General features: G+C 65.0%; 23 protein-coding genes and 1 pseudogene. 12 read left to right on the forward strand and 12 right to left on the reverse strand.

What is annotated here, in order from left to right:
* Positions 1 to 125: 125 nt before the first annotated feature.
* Positions 126 to 443: pseudogene (locus WDC87_RS07780) on the forward strand (DUF998 domain-containing protein); the annotation flags it as partial.
* A 96-nt stretch (positions 444 to 539) separates the two neighbouring features.
* Here WDC87_RS07780 and WDC87_RS07785 read toward each other — a convergent pair.
* Positions 540 to 1,694, reverse strand: a complete 1,155-nt coding sequence (locus WDC87_RS07785) for a hypothetical protein (RefSeq protein ID WP_252745317.1) — start codon at positions 1,692 to 1,694, stop codon at positions 540 to 542.
* Positions 1,695 to 1,926: 232 nt separating this feature from the next.
* Between WDC87_RS07785 and WDC87_RS07790 the strand changes: the two genes are divergently transcribed.
* From WDC87_RS07790 to WDC87_RS07800, 3 genes are all read left to right on the forward strand, one after another.
* Positions 1,927 to 2,121 (forward strand): hypothetical protein, encoded by a 195-nt coding sequence (locus WDC87_RS07790; RefSeq protein ID WP_146257826.1) that lies wholly within the window; start codon positions 1,927 to 1,929, stop codon positions 2,119 to 2,121.
* A 107-nt stretch (positions 2,122 to 2,228) separates the two neighbouring features.
* Positions 2,229 to 2,813 carry a hypothetical protein gene (locus WDC87_RS07795; protein ID WP_111201373.1) on the forward strand — a complete coding sequence of 195 codons (585 nt, stop codon included), beginning with the start codon at positions 2,229 to 2,231 and terminating at the stop codon, positions 2,811 to 2,813.
* 143 nt (positions 2,814 to 2,956) lie between these two features.
* Positions 2,957 to 3,391, forward strand: a complete 435-nt coding sequence (locus WDC87_RS07800; RefSeq protein WP_252745316.1) for a DUF4279 domain-containing protein — start codon at positions 2,957 to 2,959, stop codon at positions 3,389 to 3,391.
* Positions 3,392 to 3,395: 4 nt separating this feature from the next.
* On the opposite strand, the gene arr is transcribed toward WDC87_RS07800, so the two are convergent.
* A complete protein-coding gene (gene arr, locus WDC87_RS07805; RefSeq protein WP_188240547.1) occupies positions 3,396 to 3,830 on the reverse strand; it encodes an NAD(+)--rifampin ADP-ribosyltransferase in 435 nt (144 codons plus the stop codon).
* A gap of 126 nt (positions 3,831 to 3,956) precedes the next feature.
* Entirely contained in the window at positions 3,957 to 4,208 is a 252-nt protein-coding gene (locus WDC87_RS07810; RefSeq protein WP_252744836.1) for an accessory factor UbiK family protein, read from the reverse strand.
* 73 nt (positions 4,209 to 4,281) lie between these two features.
* Here WDC87_RS07810 and WDC87_RS07815 point away from each other — a divergent pair, with 73 nt between their 5' ends.
* Positions 4,282 to 5,211, forward strand: a complete 930-nt coding sequence (locus WDC87_RS07815; RefSeq protein WP_252744835.1) for a hypothetical protein — start codon at positions 4,282 to 4,284, stop codon at positions 5,209 to 5,211.
* A gap of 35 nt (positions 5,212 to 5,246) precedes the next feature.
* Here the strand turns inward: WDC87_RS07815 and WDC87_RS07820 are convergent, their stop codons facing one another.
* Positions 5,247 to 5,504, reverse strand: coding sequence for an accessory factor UbiK family protein (locus WDC87_RS07820; protein WP_069138732.1), 258 nt, complete (start codon positions 5,502 to 5,504; stop codon positions 5,247 to 5,249).
* 155 nt (positions 5,505 to 5,659) lie between these two features.
* Between WDC87_RS07820 and WDC87_RS07825 the strand changes: the two genes are divergently transcribed.
* A complete protein-coding gene (locus WDC87_RS07825; protein WP_005411374.1) occupies positions 5,660 to 5,998 on the forward strand; it encodes a P-II family nitrogen regulator in 339 nt (112 codons plus the stop codon).
* 125 nt (positions 5,999 to 6,123) lie between these two features.
* Here WDC87_RS07825 and WDC87_RS07830 read toward each other — a convergent pair whose 3' ends face one another.
* Positions 6,124 to 6,783 (reverse strand): RIO1 family regulatory kinase/ATPase, encoded by a 660-nt coding sequence (locus WDC87_RS07830; RefSeq protein WP_252744834.1) that lies wholly within the window; start codon positions 6,781 to 6,783, stop codon positions 6,124 to 6,126.
* A 436-nt stretch (positions 6,784 to 7,219) separates the two neighbouring features.
* Here WDC87_RS07830 and WDC87_RS07835 point away from each other — a divergent pair, with 436 nt between their 5' ends.
* On the forward strand, positions 7,220 to 8,125 hold the full coding sequence (locus tag WDC87_RS07835; protein WP_032954620.1) for an aspartyl/asparaginyl beta-hydroxylase domain-containing protein: 906 nt from the start codon (positions 7,220 to 7,222) through the stop codon (positions 8,123 to 8,125).
* Positions 8,126 to 8,249: 124 nt separating this feature from the next.
* Here the strand turns inward: WDC87_RS07835 and speE are convergent, their stop codons facing one another.
* Positions 8,250 to 9,104: a polyamine aminopropyltransferase gene (gene speE, locus WDC87_RS07840; RefSeq protein WP_072167936.1), complete on the reverse strand. Its 855-nt coding sequence runs from the start codon at positions 9,102 to 9,104 to the stop codon at positions 8,250 to 8,252.
* A gap of 191 nt (positions 9,105 to 9,295) precedes the next feature.
* On the opposite strand from speE, the gene speA reads away from it, so the two are divergent.
* Positions 9,296 to 11,185, forward strand: coding sequence for an arginine decarboxylase (gene speA, locus WDC87_RS07845; RefSeq protein WP_049417051.1), 1,890 nt, complete (start codon positions 9,296 to 9,298; stop codon positions 11,183 to 11,185).
* Positions 11,186 to 11,221: 36 nt separating this feature from the next.
* The gene (locus tag WDC87_RS07850; RefSeq protein WP_072167935.1) at positions 11,222 to 11,542 is read left to right on the forward strand and encodes a DUF6122 family protein; all 321 of its coding nucleotides are present in this window, start codon (positions 11,222 to 11,224) and stop codon (positions 11,540 to 11,542) included.
* A gap of 132 nt (positions 11,543 to 11,674) precedes the next feature.
* On the opposite strand, the gene WDC87_RS07855 is transcribed toward WDC87_RS07850, so the two are convergent.
* Genes WDC87_RS07855 through WDC87_RS07865 form a run of 3 tightly spaced genes read right to left on the reverse strand, consistent with a single transcriptional unit; the run spans position 11,675 to position 13,940 of the window.
* Positions 11,675 to 12,994, reverse strand: a complete 1,320-nt coding sequence (locus WDC87_RS07855; protein WP_252744833.1) for a sensor histidine kinase — start codon at positions 12,992 to 12,994, stop codon at positions 11,675 to 11,677.
* On the reverse strand, positions 12,991 to 13,650 hold the full coding sequence (locus WDC87_RS07860) for a response regulator transcription factor (protein ID WP_227836811.1): 660 nt from the start codon (positions 13,648 to 13,650) through the stop codon (positions 12,991 to 12,993). Before WDC87_RS07860 ends, WDC87_RS07855 begins: the two co-directional genes overlap by 4 nt.
* Positions 13,650 to 13,940, reverse strand: a complete 291-nt coding sequence (locus tag WDC87_RS07865; protein ID WP_014038778.1) for a PepSY domain-containing protein — start codon at positions 13,938 to 13,940, stop codon at positions 13,650 to 13,652. The genes WDC87_RS07860 and WDC87_RS07865 overlap by 1 nt, the downstream gene beginning before the upstream one ends.
* Positions 13,941 to 14,091: 151 nt before the next feature.
* Here WDC87_RS07865 and WDC87_RS07870 point away from each other — a divergent pair, with 151 nt between their 5' ends.
* Complete coding sequence (locus WDC87_RS07870; protein WP_072167930.1) at positions 14,092 to 14,526, forward strand: PepSY domain-containing protein; 435 nt, start codon at positions 14,092 to 14,094, stop codon at positions 14,524 to 14,526.
* Positions 14,527 to 14,609: 83 nt separating this feature from the next.
* Here WDC87_RS07870 and WDC87_RS07875 read toward each other — a convergent pair whose 3' ends face one another.
* From WDC87_RS07875 to WDC87_RS07885, 3 genes are all read right to left on the reverse strand, one after another.
* The gene (locus tag WDC87_RS07875) at positions 14,610 to 15,092 is read right to left on the reverse strand and encodes a hypothetical protein (protein ID WP_065178855.1); all 483 of its coding nucleotides are present in this window, start codon (positions 15,090 to 15,092) and stop codon (positions 14,610 to 14,612) included.
* Positions 15,093 to 15,218: 126 nt separating this feature from the next.
* Complete coding sequence (locus tag WDC87_RS07880; RefSeq protein ID WP_088497363.1) at positions 15,219 to 16,427, reverse strand: FAD-dependent oxidoreductase; 1,209 nt, start codon at positions 16,425 to 16,427, stop codon at positions 15,219 to 15,221.
* A gap of 12 nt (positions 16,428 to 16,439) precedes the next feature.
* A complete protein-coding gene (locus WDC87_RS07885) occupies positions 16,440 to 16,934 on the reverse strand; it encodes a lipocalin family protein (RefSeq protein ID WP_005419954.1) in 495 nt (164 codons plus the stop codon).
* Positions 16,935 to 17,116: 182 nt separating this feature from the next.
* Between WDC87_RS07885 and WDC87_RS07890 the strand changes: the two genes are divergently transcribed.
* The gene (locus WDC87_RS07890; RefSeq protein ID WP_005419952.1) at positions 17,117 to 17,365 is read left to right on the forward strand and encodes a hypothetical protein; all 249 of its coding nucleotides are present in this window, start codon (positions 17,117 to 17,119) and stop codon (positions 17,363 to 17,365) included.
* A gap of 89 nt (positions 17,366 to 17,454) precedes the next feature.
* On the forward strand, positions 17,455 to 19,875 hold the full coding sequence (locus WDC87_RS07895) for a DUF3772 domain-containing protein (protein ID WP_252744832.1): 2,421 nt from the start codon (positions 17,455 to 17,457) through the stop codon (positions 19,873 to 19,875).
* Positions 19,876 to 20,367: the final 492 nt, after the last annotated feature.

Raw genomic sequence — 20,367 nt, forward strand, 5'->3', positions numbered from 1 at the left:
CCAAAGCCAGAATCAGGGCAAAGGAGGCCACCACCCAGACCACCAACTGATACCCTCAGCCCCGTACACCGGGTGGGTCAAAGTTCAACGCGCAGCCTGGGTCAGTTTTAAGTGCGCGCCAACAGACCAACGGGCTCTGGCCCATGGGCCATCCGATGCACGGCTTCTACACCATCGGTATCGCAAACATCATTGCACCGGCGATGTCGCACATCGAATTGAGCGCGTGGTCTGCCAACCGAAGGGCGTACGCCGTGACCGCTATGGTGAGCATCGCGGGCATCGTCTATCTCTGGTTGAACGTGGTGGGGGCGGATCCGGCGGGCTTCCAGGGGCTGACCCAGCGCCTGTTCTCGTCGATCAACTCGCTGTGGCCGTTCCTGGTTGCGTTGTATCTACTGCGAAGGGATTCAAGCGCGCTGAAGGCGCAGCCGGCGCTTTGATGGAAAGGCATTCTGGTGTACGGACGGCGCGCAGCGCACTCCCCGCGAGTTCCTGGGCGGGCCCCTTAGCTGGAACCCACCCAGTACCAAAATTGATCAATTCAGTTCATAGCCCTCTTCGATTACGGCGAACAGCTGGGCAGCCTCTTCTTCGGCGCGCCTGTTCTCATCGGCTGCAAGGGGCACCAATTCGATTCCATCCTCTCCCCCAACATACGCTGGCCCGCCCACATCGTCGTCGTACGGCCCACCGTATTCGTCGATCGCTTCAAATCGATCCTGGCTCAGGTCTCGACCCAGCATACGCGAGAGATGTATCCAGACCCAAGCGCGGAACGGCGTCTCGTTGTGGTTTTCAATAAGCGTACGCATGGCAGATAGGTCTCCCGAGCGCGCGCGTACGGCCAGCCATTGATGGGCCAGCTCGGGTCGACCATTCGCATCGGCCAAGTCAGCCATTTCATATGCATCCATATCATCCGACGGCTCAAGCTCGAGCACACCGGGATCTCCGTAGCGCTCCGCTGTGAGCAACAGCGCACGCCTGTCCTTGCCCCGTGCCGCCTCAAGGAGGTGGTACCGATGCTTGGTCACGACCTGAATGAAGCTGTCTACGCCGTCGGCGATCTCTGCGAAACTCACGGGCTCGGTCGACCACTGGCCACGTCGGCGCAGCTCCCGACCGAAACGGTCGCCGTCTTCTTCTGACAGATCGCCATACGCATCGAGTACGTACGCAGTTGCCAAGTGCGCTGCGGGAACGCCCCGCGCCGCGGCTGCCTCCAATCCCTCGAGCAGCAGAGGGAGCTCGCCGCGCAGCGCATCAAAGTCTTGCAGGATGCGGCTGCTCAGGATGGTCGAGATCCAAGTGTCGACGACAGGCGACTCCCGCTCGTCGATCTCCATCCACTCCTCTTCATCGCTTGCCAGCGCTGCAATGATCTCGTCAAAACGGACCGGTGCGTAGCCGGATGCTTCGAGGAAGTTGGCTAAGCACGGGGCCACGCGCTTTGCCTCCTCGGGTGAGATCCCAAACTGCAGACATCGCTGGATGATCCTGCCTTCATCCGCCACGAGCCCGGTGTCGCGCCAAGCGACGTCGCACCATGCGGCCTGGTGATGGAAGGCTGCATGGGTAGAGAAGCCAGCGGCGGCCGCCAGCAGTTCGTGGACTTGGCTACGGGTAAGCGACGTACAGCCCTGCGCCCGAAGGTGCGCATGGACAAGAAACGCATATTGCTTGATGGTCATGACTCATCCTCGACGGCCAAGCCGATCCGGGGCTGGCGCACACGTTTAAGTCCCCGGCAGCTGGCCAGAAGTAGAGTCGATCATGGGTACGGCCTGTTTTTGCTCGTGTGCAAGCAAGGCGGGCGCCGCAGTCAGCGTATGCCCTTTGCTACAGGAATTACAAGGGCTCGCTAGAACTTCTTCGTAGGTCCCTTGAGCGAAATTCTGGGATTCCCAAGCTGGGACTGCGCCCATGACTCCAGTGGACCTACTGGCCTCTGGGGCCTATCGCGACTATCTACTCGGCTTTGACGCGTACGTGAAGAAGCAGCCCCTCAAGTATGAGGCACTGATCGAGCCGATCATCGTCCGTGTGCAGGTAATGGGGAAGGGATTGGTCGATGTCCGCATCTGTGCTGGCTTGTTAGCCGGGCGGCAGCCGGCCTAAGATCGTGGTGTATAAGGGTGGAAAGTCCCCATACGCTGCCTTGTGGGTAAGTAGCACAACCGGACCCAGGGTCCTTCTATTGGGTAGTTCACCGCCAAGGAGGAGGCGTGGCGATCAACAGAACAAGCACACTAATTCACTGGAACTACTTCCTCGCGTTGGAGGAAGACTTGGATCGGCTCGCCCGGTACGTTGATCTATCGGGCCAGAACGACGGCACCTTTTCCATTGAGATAGCTCGTCTGTTTCTGAGCGCTAGTGCCGAGGTCGACGTCGTCCTCAAGCAGATAGCCTTAAAGCACAATCCAACCTCAAAGGCTTCGAGCATCAACGCTTACTACCCGGATATCGTGCCGCATTGTCCAAATTTTATTGGCTTTAGCGTCCTTGTTCCTCGGTATGGTCTTACGCTCAACCCATGGACAAGCTGGACGGCCAATACACCGCCGTTCTGGTGGCAGGATCACAATAAGGTAAAGCATCACCGACACAACCACTTCGACAAGGCCACGTTGAAGAACTGCCTAAACTCCGTCGCAGCACTCTTTGTCAGCGTTATCCACCTATATTCTACTGAGGCCGCGCAAGGAGGATTGCTATCACTTCCTCGCATTCTTAACGTGGATGATGCGCATTTCGGTGGGACAAGCATGGGCCGCTACGGGCATAGCTTCCGTTACAACGTGACTTAGCGGCTAAAGAGCTCATTACTGCCGAAGCCGCTTCGCAGCTGGGCCTGAGCTCTGCTATTAACGATCGCTTCCGGTTGATAGCTGACCTTGCGTCGATGAGGCGTGTGGATTGGAAGAGATTCCGAAAGGACAATTGGATTCCCATGGCCGCATTCGATCATTCCCTGGTAACCCTCCGATTCTTCGGAGACGACCTCCTGCCCGAAGAAGTCAGTGCCTTGCCCGGGGCGACCCCGACCGCTTCGCATCACAAGGGCCAGGAACTCAGAGGCAACCAATCAGGTACCCTGCGCATCGCCAGGACTGGCAGCTGGCAACTTGATGCGGAGCGTCGTGAGCCTGAAGATCTGGACGCTCAGATCTTCGAAATCCTCGATCAGCTCACCGGCGATCTCGCCGTATGGCAGTCTCTGGCACGCTTCCGACCTGATCTGTTCTGCGGTCTTTTCATGGGCAGCAGCAACGCTGGTGTCTCGCTTTCGCCTCGCGCGCTGCTCGCCTTGGGTGAGCGCGGCATTGAGCTCGGGCTGGACATCTATGAAGCCGATGAAGAGGTGTGCAACGCCCAACGCCAGTAGGTCATCAATTGATGATCTCCCCACTGCCCGAAGCAACAAACGCCTTCAACTGCCGAACGAACTCCGAGTCATACAGCTCCCACTCCACAATCTCCCCCACAATCCGCAACGGCTCCGCACTCCGATACGACCGCGTCGGGTTCCCGGGAAACTTCTTGTTGGTCACATTCGGATCGTCCTCAAACGGCCCGGTCGGCTCCACCACATACACGCGCGGCCGCCCCTCACCGCGGGCCATCTCCGCAGCCAGCCCAGCGCCCTTGGCAATGGTGGTGAAGTAGATGTGGTTCATCACCACGCTGTCGCGATAGTTGGAGCGGAAGCCCGCACTCAGCAGCTCGCCCACCGCCAGATCAGCGCGGGTGCCGTGATAGAACGGCCCGGCGACCTGGTCGCAGGTGTCATGCGAAACGGGTGTCCAATCGGTGTCCTGCGCCATCGCTGCTGCCCCTCTCTGTGCTGCCGGATCGACAGGCCGGCGAGTCTAGGGCGCCCGGTGGGCCTTGCTGCAAGGCCCCATCCGGGAAATAATCTGTAAACGGGAGGCGCAGTGCGCCTCCTTTTTTCATTCTGCGGCGCCGCGCCCTTCCAGCTCGCGCACGGGGGTTTCCAGTGCGTCCAGCTTCTGGCGGGTCTTCAGCAGCACGGCGCGCTGCACTTCGAACTCCTCGCGGGTGACCAGGTCGAGCTTGGCCAGGCCGGCGTGCAGCGCGCTCTTGAAGGTGGCCCGCAGTTCCTCGCGCGACTCGCGCAGGCCCGGCGGCACCAGGTCGCTGAGGCGACGGGCGAGATCATCGAGTTGATTCAGGTCGATCATGGGGAGGGGGCCGTGGGGTAACAGCCGGTTCGATCTTCAGCCCGCCGAGTTAAACCACGCATGAAACCTTGTGATGGCTTCCTCAGTCCATTCCCTAGGACTTTTCGAGCACAAAGGCAGTGGCTGGCGGGGCTTGTTAGGAAAAGGGCTACAGGTCATTGACCGGGCGTACGATGCGCGCAACAGGATTTCGACGCTAACGTTCCCCGATGGGAACGGAAGCCAGACTTGGAGTTACGCCGCAGATGGGCTTCCAACACAGGTAGTCACGCTCGCCAATACCAATCAGAAGGGGACAGTCACTGTCGATCTCAGCAAGGTCGACAGCCCAAAGACGGGGGTGCAGGTGATCGCCCAAGAAGATCAGCACGATATTGATACGGCGGAGCGTGGACGCGCCGCGGCCACCAGTGATGAGATTCGTGCCACAGAGCGGAGTGCTTACGGCACGGAGGCGGTTGTTGCTAAAGGCCTTGGGATCAACATCAGCAAGGGTGAACAGGCCAAGGGGGGAGGGTTCTGTTGCAAACTGGGAAGCGCGTCAGCCCAAGACCGAGAAGGACAAATGACTATGAAATCTGCGTCATTGGTGCCCATGCTGGGCCTGCTGCTATCTGCATATGCCAGTGTAGGGGCGGCAGCGGTAAAAGACGATCCTCATGAAGAAGTGCTGTGTGCCATCACTAAGAATCCCGGCAAATATGATCGGGATGAGGTCGTGTTGTCAGCTCGATATGTAACGGATAACCGCCACGAAGAGGTTCTGCGCAACTCCCGCTGTAGCGATGGCGCACGAATCCTCGATATCGGCAAGCATGGGGCCGCCAGTTCGGTCGCACGTTTTTACCCCGAACAGAAGCGCATATGCCTGGAGCGTAACAGTCCTGGCCTGTGCAATGTCTCTGCCAGCGTGCAGGTGTCCGGCCGGATTCGGCTGACGCAGGATCGTGCCGTGTTCGATCTCGAGGACGTGAGGCACTTCGCGTTTGACGATGAGCGGTAGTCTGCTTTTCGCCTCGCTGTCTGGCGAAAGTGGCGTCAACTCAAATCTGATGTCGAGCGCCTTTCCAGCTCACGCACGGTCGCTTCCAGTGCATCCAACTTCTCGCGGGTCTTCAACAACACAGCACGCTGCACTTCAAACTCTTCGCGCGTCACCAGGTCCAGTTTGGCCAGCCCCGCCTGCAGCGCGCTCTTGAAGGTGGCCTGCAGTTCCTCGCGCGACTCGCGCAGGCCCGGCGGCACCAGGTCGCTGAGGCGACGGGCGAGGTCATCGATTTGGTTCAGGTCGATCATGGGGTGCTCCGTGGGGGTGGGCCCGTGCATCCGGCGCGGGCAGGCCGTTCGCACACAAGGATACTGCTGGCACCCACTGCCCGGACAGGCCGCAGCGGCTTCGCACGGGCCACGTTCAGGCGCTATCCTCCACGCCGGAAGACAGGAGATAGACGATGAAGATGGTCATGGCGGTGATCAAGCCGTTCAAGCTCGACGACGTGCGCGAAGCACTGGCCGAGCGTGGGGTTACCGGCATCACGGTGACGGAAGTGAAGGGCTTTGGTCGCCAGAAGGGCCATACCGAGCTGTACCGTGGCGCGGAGTATGTGGTCGATTTCCTGCCGAAGGTGAAGCTGGAAGTGGCGGTGACCGATGACCAGGTGGAGGCGGTGGTTGAGGCCATCGTGAAGGCCGCCGGCACCGGCAAGATCGGTGACGGCAAGGTGTTCGTGTACGACCTGGGCAGCGTGGTGCGTATTCGTACCGGTGAACTGGACGCTGACGCGTTGTAACCCGTTTGGCGGGATGTTGTAGAGCCGAGCCGATGCTCGGCTGCATTTCGCGCGACGCAGGAACAGCAGCCGAGCGCGGGCTCGGCTCTACAAAGAGCGGTAACGCGGTCGAGCGAGCTCGACCCCTACCGCCGCTTGGCCCACTTGTAGAACCGCTTCCAGCCCTGGCGCACCGCGGCCACCCAGCCCGGGTCGGCCACCAGCGCGGCCTGCACGGCACTCGGGGCCTGGCCGGTCACGCGCTGGCGCATCTTCAGCAGGTTCTTCATGTCGCTGCGGCTGAGCTGGCGGCTGAGTGGGTTGCGGCGCAGCCAGCGCGGTACGCGCCAGGCCGAGGTGAAGTCCAGCAGCACCGGCACGCCTCCGCTCACCACCACGTTGGTGCCATGCAGGTCGTTGTGGGTGATGCCGGCGGCGTGCAGGCGGCTGAGCGCGTGCTGCAGCTGCTCGAACACTTCATTGCCGACGGCCTGCGCGGTGCTGAGCGTCTGGCCGGGGATGAACTCCATGCCCAGCGCCAGGCCGCCCAGGGTGCCGAGCAGTGCGGGGGCATGCTTCCAGCCGCCGAGGCGCTGCAGCATGCGTGCTTCACGGCGCACCATCAGCCGCGCGATCAGCGAAACGGGGGTGCCGCGGTAGCGGGAGTAGTCCTTGATGACCGCCTCGCGCCCGTCCAGGCAGGTGCGGTAGACATCCGGGGCCAGGAAACGCTCGCCGCGCTTGAGCAGCAGCGGGGTGGCGGCGTCATCGCCGCAGGAAGAGGATGGCAGGGCAGGAAGGTGCATGTCGGGGTCTCGGACGACCCGGTGGGTGGCGCAAAGCGTCAAGCGAACCGGTGTTACAGGGAGTTACTAAGTTTTCGTTAATTTTAGTACTCGCCAGTTCGCTATTCCACGATTTGTCGGAGAAATGTCGGGGCCGTGGCTGGAACAGTTCGTCGCGCAGAATCGGACAATTCTGTCTCACTTATTCCAGTTGGCCTTTAGTATCAACCGCTTGCGCGCTCAGCCCTGCGCCTCGTCCACAACCGGCTGAACGCGGCGCACGGGCAACTTGACCCCGGCGCACGGCCTGCCGACCATAAGCTGTTAGCCCGCGACATCGGCGGCCGCCCCCCTCCGGCACGTCCCCGTCCCCTGCCGCGTTCCCCACCGGTGCTGGCCGCCTGGCCGTGCATCGCCCCGTTTCCCGTTCCGGCCGCGGCTGGAGGAAAGTGCTTTGATCATCAAAATCGTCATTGCAGCGCTGTTCGTGGCCTGCGTGCTGTACATCCACTTCCGTGGCAAGGTCCGCGCGCGCTGGTCGCGCCAGCTGCTGGACCACTCCAGTTTCATGGCCCCGATCAACGTGGTCATGTACATGTTCTCGAAGGTGCCGACCACGCCGTTCCTGGACCCGGGCAAGGAGTTCCCGCAGCTGGAGCCGCTGCGCCAGAACTGGCAGATGATCCGCGACGAGGCGCTGGCGCTGCGCGACGCGCAGAAGATCGCCGCCTCCAGCACGTTCAACGATGCCGGCTTCAATTCGTTCTTCCGCCGAGGCTGGAAGCGCTTCTACCTGAAGTGGTACGGCCCGTCGCACCCGTCGGCGAAGACGCTGTGCCCGAAGACCACGGCGCTGATCGAGTCGATCCCGGATGTGCGTGCGGCGATGTTCGCGCAGCTGCCGCCGGGCAGTGAGCTGCGCCCGCACCGCGACCCGTTCGCCGGCTCGCTGCGCCTGCACCTGGGCCTGAGCACGCCCAACGACGATGCCTGCTACATCGAAGTGGACGGCATCAAGAAGAGCTGGCGCGACGGCGAGTGGATGATGTTCGACGAGACCTACATCCACCATGCACACAACGAGACGCAGCAGGACCGCGTGATCCTGTTCTGCGACATCGCCCGCCCGCTGCGCTTCGGCCTGCCGGGGCTGTTCAACCGCGCGGTGGCGGCCACGCTGCTGGCCGGCGGCGCCTCGCCCAACCTGCCGGGTGACCCAACCGGTGGCGTCAACAAGGCATTCGGCAGCGTCTACAAGGTGCGCCTGAAGGCCAAGGCACTGCGCGAGCGCAGCGTGGTGGCCTACCAGCTGATCAAGTGGGGCCTGGTGGTGGCGGTGATCGCGGGTATCTGGGCGCTGTAACTGTAGAGCCGAGCCCATGCTCGGCTTGGTTTACCGCAACCTGTCCGAAGAGCAGCCGAGCGTGGGCTCGGCTCTACAGAAAGCAGAAAACCCGCGCTGTTGCCAGCGCGGGTTTTTCTTTGGATCAACCCTTCAATGCCGCCTGCACGAACGGCGGGGTCACCAGCACGCCGGTGTGCAGCGCGGCGGTGTAGTACAGGGTGTTGAAGGTCTTGGCGGCCGAGTCGGCCTGGCGGAAGTCGAAGCTGCTGTCGCCCTTGCGCGCCATGGTCACGCTCCACCAGCCGGTGGGGTAGCACGGCTGCGGGAACGGCAGGGTCTTGAACGAACCGAAGCCGGCCTTGCCCATCTCGGTGCGCATCTCGTTGATCAGCGCCAGCTGCATCAGCGGCGACTCGGACTGCTGCACCAGGATGCCGTCGTCCTTCAGGGCCTTGAAGCAGCTCTCGTAGAAGGCCTTGTTGAACAGGCCCTCACCCGGGCCGACCGGGTCGGTCGAGTCCACGATCACCACGTCCACGCTGCCGGCCGGGCAGTTGGCCATGTAGGCCACGCCGTCGTCGAACAGCAGCTCGGCGCGGGCGTCGTCGTTGGAGTCGCACAGTTCCGGGAAGTGCTTGCGCGCCATCACGGTGACCTGCTCGTCGATATCGCACTGGGTCACGCTCTCCACGCCGGTGTGCTTGAGCACTTCGCGCAGGGTGCCGCAGTCGCCGCCACCGATGATCACCACGCGCTTGGGCGCGGCGTGGGTGAACAGCACCGGGTGGCTGATCATCTCGTGGTAGAAGAAGTTGTCCTTGCTGGTCAGCATGATGGCCCCGTCGATGGTCATCAGGTTGCCCCAGTCGGTGGTCTGGAAGATCTCGATCTTCTGGAACGGCGACTGCACCTCGTCCAGCTTGCCGGTGATGCGGTAGCCGATGGCCGAGCCGGTGCGCTCGAAGTGTTCGATGTACCAGTTGTTGCTGTCTGTCATTGGAAAACGGTCCTGTTCGGAGGGGTGGAGCCGGGCTGGCGGGCGGGGCCGCGTGGCACAGATGCCACATCCGGACGGATCGGCCCGTTCAGGTTGGAACCTGTCACGGGCGCGGGCGCGCATGATAACGAACCTGTGGGCACATAGGCGTTATCATGCCCCCCCTTTTATTGCCAACAAGGCCGACTGAAATGACCGATTGGTCCCTCGACCAAGCCCGCAAGACCTACTCGATCCCGCATTGGGCGGACGGTTACTTCGACGTGGATCAGGCCGGGCACATGGTGGTGAGACCGACCGGGGCGGACGGCCCGGTGGTGTCGCTGCCCAAGGTGGTCGACGCGGCGCGGGCGGCGGGCGCCAAGCTGCCGCTGCTGGTGCGCTTCCCGGACATCCTCGGCCAGCGCCTGGGCAAGCTGCAGGCGGCCTTCGCCCAGGCCCAGCAGGACTGGGAGTACAGCGGCGGCTACACCGCCGTGTACCCGATCAAGGTCAACCAGACCCGCGGCGTGGCCGGCACCCTGGCCAGCCACCACGGCGAGGGCTTCGGCCTGGAAGCGGGCAGCAAGCCCGAGCTGATGGCCGTGCTGGCGCTGTCGCGCCCGGGCGGGCTGATCGTCTGCAACGGCTACAAGGACCGCGAGTACATCCGCCTGGCCCTGATCGGCCGCAAGCTGGGCCTGCAGACCTTCATCGTCATCGAGAAGCCGTCCGAGCTGAAGCTGGTGCTGGAAGAGTCCAAGGCGCTGGACGTGAAGCCGGGCCTGGGCGTGCGCATGCGCCTGGCCTCGCTGGGCGCCGGCAAGTGGCAGAACAGCGGTGGCGACAAGGCCAAGTTCGGCCTGTCGCCGCGCCAGCTGCTGGACCTGTGGAAGTCGCTGCGTGACACCGAGTACGCCGACTGCCTGAACCTGCTGCACTTCCACATGGGCTCGCAGATCTCCAACGTGCGCGACATCGCCAACGGCATGCGCGAAGCCACCCGCTACTTCGTGGAGCTGTCGCGCCTGGGCGCGAAGATCACCCACGTCGATGTGGGCGGTGGCCTGGGCGTGGACTATGAAGGCACCCGTTCGCGCAGCTTCTGCTCGATCAACTACGGCCTGCATTCCTACGCCAGCAACATCGTGCAGCCGCTGGCCAATGCCTGCGAAGAATTCGGCCTGACCCCGCCGCGCATCGTCACCGAGTGCGGCCGCGCAATGACCGCGCACCACGCGGTGCTGATCGCCAATGTGTCGGAAGTGGAAGAAGCGCAGGAAGGCCGCGTGCCGGACCAGCACGACGACGAGCCGGCGGCGATCCGCCACCTGCGCGAGATCCACGACGAGCTGGACGTGCGCCCGGCGGTGGAGCTGTTCCAGGAAGCGCAGCATTTCCATGCCGAAGGCCTGGCCAGCTACGCGCTGGGCCAGATCGACCTGCCGCAGCGCGCGCGCATCGACGATCTGTTCTACGCCATCGCCCACGGCGTGCGTGCGCGCCTGAGCTATGACGAGAAGAGCCATCGCCCGGTACTGGATGAACTGAACGAGCGCCTGGTCGACAAGTACTTCGTCAACTTCAGCGTGTTCGAATCGATCCCGGACGTGTGGGCGATCGACCAGGTGTTCCCGATCGTGCCGATCGAGCGCCTGGATGAAACCCCGGACCGCCGCGGCATCATCGCCGACATGACCTGCGATTCGGACGGCATGGTGGAAACCTATGTCGAGAACGAGAGCCTGGACAGCTCGCTGCCGCTGCACAAGATGAAGCCGGGCGAGAGCTACCGCATCGGCTTCTTCATGGTCGGCGCCTACCAGGAAATCCTGGGCGACATCCACAACCTGTTCGGCGATACCGACGCGGTGGAAGTGCTGGCCGATGCCGATGGCTATGCCATTACCCAGCAGCGCCGTGGCGATACCACCGACGTGATGCTGGACTACGTGGGTTACCGCCTGGACGAACTGCGTGCGACCTATGCGCAGCGCGTGGCTGCAGCGCAGCTGTCGCCGGAACGCGCGCAGGAACTGTCCGAAGCGTTGGAAGCCGGCCTGACCGGTTACACCTACCTGTCTGACGAACCGCTGGTCTGATGGAGAGCGCCGGGCTTGCCCGGCGCTACCGTTGCGATGAGCGCGCGCGCGATCTTCCACCTGTTCCTGCATGCCGCCGTGCCAGCGTTGCTGGCATGGCTGTTCTGGCGCAAACGCTTCGCCTCGGCGTGGCTGCTGCTGTTGCTGGGCTGGATCATCGACCTGGACCACCTGTTGGCCGATCCGATCTACGCACCGAACCGCTGCAGCATTGGTTTCCATCCGCTGCACACCGCACCGGCCATCGCGGTCTATGCGGGCCTGTGCGTACCGAGGAAAACGCGGTTGTTCGGCATCGGTCTGATCATCCACATCGTGCTGGACGCAATTGATTGCTGGTGGATGCATCACCGTTGATGCTTGATGCACGGCGACCGGTCGGATTGGCGCTTGGTAGAGCCGGCCGCTGGCCGGCTTCCGCAGGGTGTTCCTGGTGACCACGTGGTTGCCGGCCAGCGGCCGGCACTACCCACCGTCAGGTTGGTCGTTTCACCCCACCGGCAGCCACAACGTCGCGCGCAGGCCCAGCTGTACATTCTCCAGCGCCACGCGTCCGCCATAACTGGCGGCGATATCGCCCACGATCGCCAGCCCCAATCCACTGCTGCCCACGCGCTCATCCAGCCGCACGCCACGCTGGGTGACCCGTTGCAGGGCGTCTGCGGCCAGGCCGGGGCCGTCGTCGCGGACCTCAATGCGCAACTGGCCGTCGTCGGCTTCCGCGCTGACCTGGACCTGCCGCTGTGCCCAGCGCCCGGCATTGTCCAGCAGGTTGCCCAGCATCTCCTCCAAGTCCGCACTGGCACCGGCGAACTGCAGCGCCGGTTCGATACCGGCCGCCGTGAACGTGATGCCACGTTCGCCATGCACGCGTGCCATCAGCCGGCACATCGCCTGAGCGACGGCCGCCACGCCGGTCCGCTGGCGATGGTCGGCGGCCAGTCCTGCAGCCAGGTAACGGTCGACACTGGCCTGCATACGCGCACTCTGCTCGCGCACGGTGGCCCGCCAGTGCGCGCCATCGCCGTCGGCTTCGGTGGCCAGTACGCTCAGCGGGGTTTTCAGCGCATGCGCCAGATCCTGTGCACTGGTGCGCGCGCGCGCGACCATGCGTTGCTGGTGGTCCAGCAGCGCGTTGAGTTCTTCCCCCAGCGGTGCGACTTCCGCGCCCAGCCCTTGGGTTTCGATGCGCTGCGCATCGCCGCGCCGTACCCGTTCCAGCTGCGCACCGAGGTGATGCAGTGGGCGCAGGCCGAAGTGCACCTGGCTGGCCAGCACCGCCAGCCAGGCGGCGACCAGCACGCCCAGCGCGATGGCGGCGCGCTTGCGGAATGCAGCGACATCCGCATCCAACGCACTGCGATCAGTGGCAACCACGGCCACGAACGGTTCGCTGGCGCGCGGCAGGCGCACCTGCTGCACGCGTGCGCGCAGGGATTGCTGCAGCGGCCCGGGCAGGTTGCGGGTGGCCGGCCCGGCAACCGGCGCCGACAGGGTTTCATCCCACAGCGAGCGTGACTGCAGCAGCACGCGGCCATCGGCACCGGCGATCTGCCAGTAGGCACCGGAGAACACGCGCTGGAAGCGTGCGTCATTGGGTTTCTGGCGCAGGCGCAGCTGTCCGTCCGCATCCACTTCGGCCTGCGCCAGCAGGGTCAGCATGTCCTGCTGCAGTTCGTGGTCGAGGCGGTCGCGCGCGCTGCGCTTGAACAGCTCGCCCAGCAACGCGCTGGCCAGCAGCGAGACCAGCAGCAGGCCGACGCCGCCGGCCAGCAGCAGGCGCCGTCGCAGCGATGGTTGCCGGCTCACGGCGCGGCCAGCCGCCAGCCCTGGCCACGCACGGTCTGGATCAGGTCGATGCCGAGCTTGCGTCGCACGCGCCCGAGCAGCACGTCCAGTGCATTGGAGTCGGGATCCAGTCCGCTTTCGAATACCTGTTCGCCGAGGCGATCACGGCCGATCACCTGGCCGCTGTGATGGATGAAGTAGCTGAGCAGGCGGAACTCCTGCGGACTGAGCGGCAGCGCCTGCCCATCCAGCTCGAAACGGCCGGCGTTGACGTCCAGCTGCAGCGGGCCGCAGTGCAGGCGCGGGCTGGCGTGGCCATGGCTGCGACGGATCAGTGCGCGCAGGCGCAGCACCAGTTCGTCGGCCTGGAATGGCTTGGTGAGGTAATCGTCGGCACCGGCATCGAAGCCAGCCAGCTTGTCGTGCCAGCGCCCGCGCGCGGTCAGCACCAGCACCGGAAAGCTGCGGCCATTGCCGCGCCAACGCTCGATCACGCTCAGTCCGTCCAGCCCGGGCAGGCCCAAGTCGACGATGGCGGCCTGCAGATCTTCGATCTGGCCGATCTCCTCGGCCTGGCGACCGTCGGCGACCACCGCCACCACATAGCCGGCCTGTTCCAGCAGGGGCACCAGGCGCTGTGCCAGTGCGGCATCGTCTTCGGCCAACAGGATGCGCATCAGTCGTCGAGCTCCGTCTTCAGCAGCTTTCCGCTGCGCGCATCATAGTCCAGCTCCACTACTACGCCGTCGCCGCGCAGGATCTCCACTTCGTAGACGCCGTCGTCCAGCTCCACTTCCAGCAGTTGGCCGGGGTAGCGCTTGAGTGCGTCGCGGACCACGCTTTCCAGCGGCACGTAGCGGCCCTGCTGCACGGCGCGGCGCGCGACCTGCTGCGCCGGGTCCTGTACGGGCGCGGCGGCGATCGGGGCGTTGGCCAGGGCCAGCAGCAGGGGCAGGGTGGCGAGCATGCGGGTGCAGAAAGAAGGAGGGGGTCAGGCGCGAGTGTGCCGGGGATGACTAACAGCCGGCTAACAGCCACGGCTAAGGCGCTGTTAACCGAGGCATGCATCGTGGCGTTGCCGGGATGGTCCGGCCACGAACACGAACAGGAGAACCCCCATGTTGAAGTCGCTCACCCTCGCCACCGTTGCCCTGCTGGCCATTGCACCGGCCGCACAGGCCGCACCGCTGGGCATGGCCCAGGTCGAACAGACCCTGCGCAAGGCCGGCTACACCCAGATCCACGAGATCGAACGCGATGACGGCCTGTGGGAAGCCGACGTGAGCCGCGCCGATGGCCGCTTCAGCGAAGTCTACGTGGACCCGAAGACCGGCGAGATCTTCGATGAGCACAGCGGCCGCGCGCTGCTGACCACCGAGCAGGTGCTGGCACGGGCGCAGTCGCATGGCCTGCGCGAGATCCATTCGCTGGAACGCGATGGGGCGACCTGGTCGCTGGAAGCCCGCAATGCCCGCAACCAGAAGGTGGAGGTGCGCCTGAGCGGTTACGACGGCCGCATCCTGCACAGCGAGCGCGATGGCTGGCTGGATTGACGTTGGCCTCTGTAGAGCCGAGCCCATGCTCGGCTTTGCGGCCAACCGTAGCCGAGCATGGGCTCGGCTCTACAGAGGCTGGCCTACCAGCCGTACGGCGGCGGGTAGTCCCAATAGCCCGGGCCGCGGCCGTAATAGCCGCCATACGGGCCGAAGAAGCCCGGGCCCTTGCCCTCGCTCACATGGATGTTGACGTTGACCCCGTGGGTCTTGCCCTCATCGGTGGTGTAGTTCTTGCTCAAATTCAGCGTGGCCGCGTTGTAGTGGCTGTTGCCGCCGTTCTTCGAATAGCCGATGCCGGTGGTGAAGCTGCCGGACACCTTGACCTTGTCGTCGGTGACGTCGGCGATCTTCGCGTCGTCGTGCACGCGCGGGCCGCTCTTGTCGCCGTAATAGGTGCCGGGCGGGTCCTGCTGCAGGGCCGGGTCGTTGAGGTAGCGCAGCGGCGCCTGCGGCAGCGTCAGGTCCAGGCCGGCAGCCTGCGGCGCGGTAGCGCCAGCGGCGGACTGGGCCAGCACGGTTCCCGGCAGGGCCAGGCACAGCAGCAGGGTCAGGGGGCGGATCATGACGGCGCTCCAGCGGACAGGTGGCCGCGCAACACGCGGCGGTACAGGCCGACGCTAGCAGGGGTTGCTTGAATGATGCCTGTCGGCGCCCGCTTGCGGTAGAGCCAGGCCATGCCTGGCTGCACGCTACAACCGTTCGAACCCGAACAGCGATTCCAGCGCATGCTTGCGCCGCTCGATCCGGGCCCGCAGCAGCTGGGCGCCGATCATCGAATAGGTGATGCCGTTGCCGCCGTAGGCCATGGCGAAATGGACCCGCGGCCCCCACTGCGCGTGCGGGCCGAAGAAGGGCAGGCCGTCGGCGGTTTCGGCGAAGGTGCCGGCCCAGGAAAAGGCGGGCACCGGGTCCAGCCGCGGGAACCAGTGCAGGAGCTGATCCATCAGCTTTTCGGCCTTGCGCTGCACGCGCCGGTCGCGCCGCGCCGGGATATCGATGGCGTCGTCCAGCCCACCCACCAGCAGGCGGCGGTCGCCGGTGGCGCGCAGGTACAGGTACGGGCGTGCGCTCTCCCACACCATCGTGCGCTGCAGCCGGCCCAGCGTGTCCGCATCGATCGGGTCGGTGATGAAGGCGTAGCTGCTGCGGTTGCGCGCGACCCGCTGTTCAAGCCAGCGCTGGTTGGCGTAGCCCATCGCCAGGACCACGTGGCGGGCGCGGACCGTGGCGCCGGCCTCGGTCATCGCGGTTACGCCCTGCGCGCCAGGCTTCAGCGTGTGCAGCACGGTGCGGTCGTGCACATGGCCGCCGCGGCGGCGCACTCGTTTGAGCAGGCCGTAGGTGAGGCAGTAGGGATCGACCCGCGCTGCCTGGCGGGTCAGCAGGGCGCCGCCGGCGTCCACGTCGAAGCGTTCGCGCAGGGCTTCGCGGTCCAGCCAACGCGCGTCCAGTCCAATATCACGGCGTGCAGCTCCTTCGGCCATCAGTCGCGGCACGTCGCGCCGCCGGCTGGCCAGGTACAGGCTGTCCATCTGGCGGAAGTCCACCTCCTTCAGCCCGCGTGCCACTTCAGCCAGTGCCGGGATCGCGTCAGCACAGGCAAGGTAGGCCAGGGCGGCGGCATCCTTGCCATAGCGCTCGGCCAGTTCCAGCAGATGGGTATCGATCTCATACTGCAACAGCGCGGTGCTGGCCGCCGTGCTGCCCCAGCCGATGTCGCGCTGCTCGATCACCGCCACCTCGTGGCCGTGGGCGGACAGTTCGTCGGCGATCAGCGCACCGGTGATGCCGCCACCGACCACCAGCACGTCGCAGCGCAGATCCTGCTCCAGCGGGGGAAACGCCTGCAGCAGTCCGTTGCGCACTGCCCACCAGGGGTAGCCACTTTTCAGGTCCATGCGTGGTCGTGCTCAGGCGGTGGGGTGGCCGGTATGCGGGGTCTGGATCAGTTCGGACAGATCGAAGCCCTGCAGGCGGGCCGCGGCCAGATAATGGTCCTGCACGGTCGCGTCCAGGCGTGGCTCGCGCGCCAGCAGCCACAGGTACTTGCGATCCGGGCTGCCGACCAGCGAGACGCTGTAGTCCGGGGCGACCTGGATCACCCAGTAGTCGCCCTTGGCGAACGGCAGCCAGCGCAGGCCCTTGGGCAGGAAGCTGACTTCCAGGCGCGCGCTGTCGTTGTCGACGGCGCAGGCCTCGCCGGTGGCCTCTTCGATCTCGCCATCCATGCGGCAGCGGTTGGTGACGCCGACGTTGCCGTTGTCGAGCAGGGTGTAGTGCGCCGATACATCGGTGCAGCCTTCCGGCTCGTGGCGCATCGGCAGGCGCGCGATCTCGTACCAGGTGCCCAGGTAGCGCGGCAGCTTGAGGTCGGCGACGGTCTTCAGCGGCGGGTGCTCGGTCATCGGTCATCGTGGCAGGGGCGGGCCTCCACGATGCCGATGGGCTCGCCATGGGCGGGTGAAGCCGGGGCGATGGCCGCGTCCAGAACGATCCGTCGCCGATGCGACGTGCCTGTTGTCACCGGCATGGCGGTATCCTGCCGCCAGCGCCGTGTTTTCCTGATCCAACCGAGGTGGAGGTGCCGATGTACCAGGTGATCCTGTTGAAGAGTGAATCCGCGTTCGCGCGCGAACAGTGGCCGCAGGTCGACGACCTGGTCGACTACGAGGGCGTCAGCTACAGCCTGCGAGCCGGCCCGCGCCAGCCACTGCCGACCGACCACGAGTGGCACCCGGTGGCGGTATATGCGCCCGATGAGATCACCGAGGAAGAGTTCCAGGACTGGTACGCGCTGCAGCAGCCGACCGTGGAAGAGCTGCGCCTGAAGTACTGATACTGCTGCACGTCCCCCATCCGCCGTTTACCGCCTGTGCCGTATAGTCGCGCGCAGGCGCGGTGGTCCGCGCGAACCGGTGTGGCTGCGTGTCTTCTTTCCTGCGATCGATCCGTGCACGGGGGCCCTGGTGGGTCCTGCTGCTGTGCACTGCCTTCCTGCTGTCCGCGCCGGTGCTGGCACAGGAGGAGGACCCCACGCCCAAGCAGCAGCTGGCGGACATCGATTCGCGGTTGAAGGATGTCGAGCGCAAGCGTGGCGATGCGGAAGCCACCGAGACGCTGGCGATGCTGTCCGAGAATGCCTCGCAGGCACGGCGTGACGCCGAGGCGCTGGAAAAGGCACTGCAGCCCCAGCTGGATCGCATCAACGAGCAGCTGGCGCAGCTGGGGACGCCTGCCGAGGGCACCACGGAGCCGCCGGAGCTGGCAGCGCAGCGACGGGCCATAACCAGGCAGCGCGACGGCCTGGCCGCGTCGGTGGCCCAGGCCAAGGCCATTGCCGTGCGTGCACAGCAGCTGGCGGCAGACATCGAGCAGCAGCGCACCGCACAACGTACGGAAGAACTGGGCCAGAAGGTCGCCTCGCCGCTGTCGCCTGCGTTGTGGAGCAAGGTGGCCGAGCGCCTGCCGATCGATATCGCGCGCGTTGCGCCGTTGGCCGAGCAGGGGCGCGATGCGCTGGTCGCCGGCATCCGCACCCATGGCTGGGGCACGCCGTTGCTGGGCCTGCTGGCCGCGCTGGTGATGATGTTCCCGCTGCGGTTGTGGCTGCGCAGGCTGGGGCGGCAGTTCGCCGCGTCCGAGCGCGCGCCTGATGGACGACTGCGCCGGTCTGGCCTGGCGATGTGGCTGCTGCTGGTGGGCACGCTGCTGCCCGGTTATGCGGTAGTGGTGCTGATGGCGGCGCTGGATGCGATCGATGCCATCGCGCCGCGCCTGCAGGTGGTGGCTGACGGCCTGGAGACCGCCACCTTCCGTGCGGCCTTCATTGCCGCGCTCAGCGCCTGCCTGCTGGTGCCCAAGCGCCCGTCATGGCGGCTGTTGAACCTGGACGACACCGCCGCGCTGAAGCTGCGCAAGTATGCCTGGGGCGCGGCGGTGCTGGCCTGGCTGAGCACGGTGCTGGTGGCCCTCGACCAGGCTACGCGCACCAGCGACGTCACCACGGTGGCGTTGGACGGCCTGATTGCCCTGACCTACCTCGGCCTGATCATGGCCATGCTGGTGACCCTGGCGCGCCTGCATCGGCGGCAGACCGCCGAGGCCGAGGCCAAGCTGGAAGCACAGGCCGATGGCGTGGGAGCAACCACGCCCGTGCGCCGCAGCAGCTGGCTGGTACTGGCCCGGGTAGCGGGCAACATCGCGGTGGTGGCCGCCATCGTTGCCACGTTGCTGGGCTACCTGAATTTCGCCAAGTTCGTGAACCAGCAGCTGATCGGCGGCAGCATCGTAGTGCTGGCCGCAACCCTGCTGTTCAAGTTCGTCGATGACCTGAGCACCTGGATGCTCAACGCCGACAGCAAGGTCGGCCAGACCATCCTGCTCAGCACCGGCCTGAGCGTATCGCGGCTGGAACAGGCGGGCGTGCTGCTGTCGGCGGCGTTGCGCACCATCGTCGTACTGATCGCGCTGCTGGCGTTGGTGGCACCGTTCGGCAACATCGGCGCGGTGGTGGAGCGCTTCTCCTCGCTGTTCACGTCTGGATTCGACATTGGCGGAACCAAGCTGGAGCCGGTGCGCATCGTGCTGGCGGTGCTGGTGCTGCTGGCTGGCCTGGCCGTTACCCAGCTGGTACAGCGCTGGCTGACCGACACCTACCTGCCCAAGACCGAGCTGGACCTGGGCGCGCGCAATTCGGTGAGTACCGTTGCCCGCTATGTGGGGATCATCATCGCGGTGATCTGGGCGCTGAGCGCGATGGGGCTGCAGCTGAGCAAGCTGGCCCTGCTGGTCAGCGCGCTGTCGGTGGGTATCGGTTTCGGCCTGCAGGTGATCACCCAGAACTTCGTCTCCGGCCTGATCCTGCTGGCCGAGCGGCCGGTGAAGATCGGTGACTGGGTGAAGCTGGGTGACCAGGAGGGCGACATCCGCCGCATCAGCCTGCGTTCGACCGAGATCCAGGTGGGCGACAAGTCGACGTTGATCGTGCCCAACTCCGAGCTGGTCACCAAGACCGTGCGCAACATGACGATGGGCAACAACCAGGGCCGCATCCAGATCCAGTTCGCGGTGCCGCCCAGCACGGATGTCGGCAATCTGCGGCAGGCGCTGCTGGATGCGTACACCGCGCACACGAATGTGCTGAATCAGCCGGCACCGACGGTCTACATCGACAGCATTGCCGGTGGCCAGATCACCATCAACAGCTTCGCTTACGTTGCCAGCCCGCGGCAGGTGTACGCCACCCGCAGCGACCTGTACTTCAGCCTGCTGCAGATCCTGGCCGAGCGGAACATTCCGCTGTCGACCCCGACCGACATCCACATCATCCGCGATCCACAGGAGTAGGGGGTTCTTTGCAGGGCTGCGCCCTGCACCCGCTACAAGCCGGAGCAACGGCAACGGCAAAAGCTGGTTTCCTGTGGGATGGCGGGGTGGGTCCGGTTGCGGGGGACGCTGCAAGTACCCCTCCGGGGCCCGGCCCAGCCGCTGGCGGCTGCGCGTTCGGGCGCTTGCGAAGCAGTGCTTCGCAAGCGAAGCGCCCTCACCCATGTAAGCTCGGTCGCCGCATCCATGCGGCTCACGCCCCCGCAACCGGACCCACCCCGCCTTCGACAGTTTTCCGCGATCTTTTGGAATTGCTTTTGGGGTCAGATCCGTTTTCCGGAGGAAAACGGATCTGACCCCATTTTGATTTTCGATATCTGACAGATTGTGTCGACCAAGGTCGACACCTACCGACAGCCGCAGGAATCTGTCAGAGGTGGGGCGGTGTCGGAGTGCGGGGTGTCAGCCGCATGGATGCGGCTGCCAAGCCTCCAGGGACGGATTTACGGCGTC

This window comes from Stenotrophomonas maltophilia group sp. Smal12 (assembly GCF_037079935.1).
GTDB lineage: Bacteria > Pseudomonadota > Gammaproteobacteria > Xanthomonadales > Xanthomonadaceae > Stenotrophomonas > Stenotrophomonas sepilia.

What these genes read in the sequence shown, in the direction of transcription:
- WDC87_RS07785 (WP_252745317.1), bottom strand. Translation starts at nt 1,694, where the DNA reads ATGACCATCAAGCAATATGCGTTTCTTGTCCATGCGCACCTTCGGGCG.
- WDC87_RS07790 (WP_146257826.1), top strand. Translation starts at nt 1,927, where the DNA reads ATGACTCCAGTGGACCTACTGGCCTCTGGGGCCTATCGCGACTATCTA.
- WDC87_RS07800 (WP_252745316.1), top strand. Translation starts at nt 2,957, where the DNA reads ATGGCCGCATTCGATCATTCCCTGGTAACCCTCCGATTCTTCGGAGAC.
- arr (WP_188240547.1), bottom strand. Translation starts at nt 3,830, where the DNA reads ATGGCGCAGGACACCGATTGGACACCCGTTTCGCATGACACCTGCGAC.
- WDC87_RS07810 (WP_252744836.1), bottom strand. Translation starts at nt 4,208, where the DNA reads ATGATCGACCTGAATCAACTCGATGATCTCGCCCGTCGCCTCAGCGAC.
- WDC87_RS07815 (WP_252744835.1), top strand. Translation starts at nt 4,282, where the DNA reads ATGGCTTCCTCAGTCCATTCCCTAGGACTTTTCGAGCACAAAGGCAGT.
- WDC87_RS07820 (WP_069138732.1), bottom strand. Translation starts at nt 5,504, where the DNA reads ATGATCGACCTGAACCAAATCGATGACCTCGCCCGTCGCCTCAGCGAC.
- WDC87_RS07825 (WP_005411374.1), top strand. Translation starts at nt 5,660, where the DNA reads ATGAAGATGGTCATGGCGGTGATCAAGCCGTTCAAGCTCGACGACGTG.
- WDC87_RS07830 (WP_252744834.1), bottom strand. Translation starts at nt 6,783, where the DNA reads ATGCACCTTCCTGCCCTGCCATCCTCTTCCTGCGGCGATGACGCCGCC.
- speE (WP_072167936.1), bottom strand. Translation starts at nt 9,104, where the DNA reads ATGACAGACAGCAACAACTGGTACATCGAACACTTCGAGCGCACCGGC.
- speA (WP_049417051.1), top strand. Translation starts at nt 9,296, where the DNA reads ATGACCGATTGGTCCCTCGACCAAGCCCGCAAGACCTACTCGATCCCG.
- WDC87_RS07850 (WP_072167935.1), top strand. Translation starts at nt 11,222, where the DNA reads ATGAGCGCGCGCGCGATCTTCCACCTGTTCCTGCATGCCGCCGTGCCA.
- WDC87_RS07860 (WP_227836811.1), bottom strand. Translation starts at nt 13,650, where the DNA reads ATGCGCATCCTGTTGGCCGAAGACGATGCCGCACTGGCACAGCGCCTG.
- WDC87_RS07865 (WP_014038778.1), bottom strand. Translation starts at nt 13,940, where the DNA reads ATGCTCGCCACCCTGCCCCTGCTGCTGGCCCTGGCCAACGCCCCGATC.
- WDC87_RS07870 (WP_072167930.1), top strand. Translation starts at nt 14,092, where the DNA reads ATGTTGAAGTCGCTCACCCTCGCCACCGTTGCCCTGCTGGCCATTGCA.
- WDC87_RS07875 (WP_065178855.1), bottom strand. Translation starts at nt 15,092, where the DNA reads ATGATCCGCCCCCTGACCCTGCTGCTGTGCCTGGCCCTGCCGGGAACC.
- WDC87_RS07880 (WP_088497363.1), bottom strand. Translation starts at nt 16,427, where the DNA reads ATGGACCTGAAAAGTGGCTACCCCTGGTGGGCAGTGCGCAACGGACTG.
- WDC87_RS07885 (WP_005419954.1), bottom strand. Translation starts at nt 16,934, where the DNA reads ATGACCGAGCACCCGCCGCTGAAGACCGTCGCCGACCTCAAGCTGCCG.
- WDC87_RS07890 (WP_005419952.1), top strand. Translation starts at nt 17,117, where the DNA reads ATGTACCAGGTGATCCTGTTGAAGAGTGAATCCGCGTTCGCGCGCGAA.